Below are 408 nucleotides of genomic sequence, written 5' to 3'. Positions count from 1 at the left end.
TAAGTCCGCTATTGTCTAATATCCTGCTCAACGAGTTGGATAAAGAACTGACAAGGCGCAATCTCCGATTTGTGCGTTATGCAGATGATTTTAGCATATATACTCAGTATAAAAGCCATGCAACTGCAACGCTAAAAGCCATTGAAAAGTTTTTGAAGACAAAGCTTAAACTTACTATAAACGGTGAGAAAAGTGGAGTTAGAAAACCAGTTCAATTTGGACTACTGGGATTCGGATTTGAATCAATTTACAGGAAAGGAGATAAAGGTAAATACCAATTGGTTGTAGGGAAGAAAGCATGGAAAAGATTGAAACAGCGACTAAAAGTCTTCACCCGAAAAACCACTCCGATGACTTTTGATGAGCGTATTCAAAAGATTAACGACCGCCGAAGGCAGCAGCGAAGCT

Annotated in this window: 1 protein-coding gene; it reads left to right on the top strand. The window is 39.2% G+C overall.

The window, feature by feature from the left end:
- On the top strand, positions 1-408 hold a 408-nt coding region (locus C6368_RS17135; protein ID WP_262494894.1), incomplete at both ends, for a reverse transcriptase domain-containing protein.

The sequence above is a fragment of the Brumimicrobium mesophilum genome, from assembly GCF_003025005.1.
GTDB lineage: Bacteria > Bacteroidota > Bacteroidia > Flavobacteriales_D > Crocinitomicaceae > Brumimicrobium > Brumimicrobium mesophilum.
This window is presented reverse-complemented; position numbering and strand designations above follow the sequence as displayed.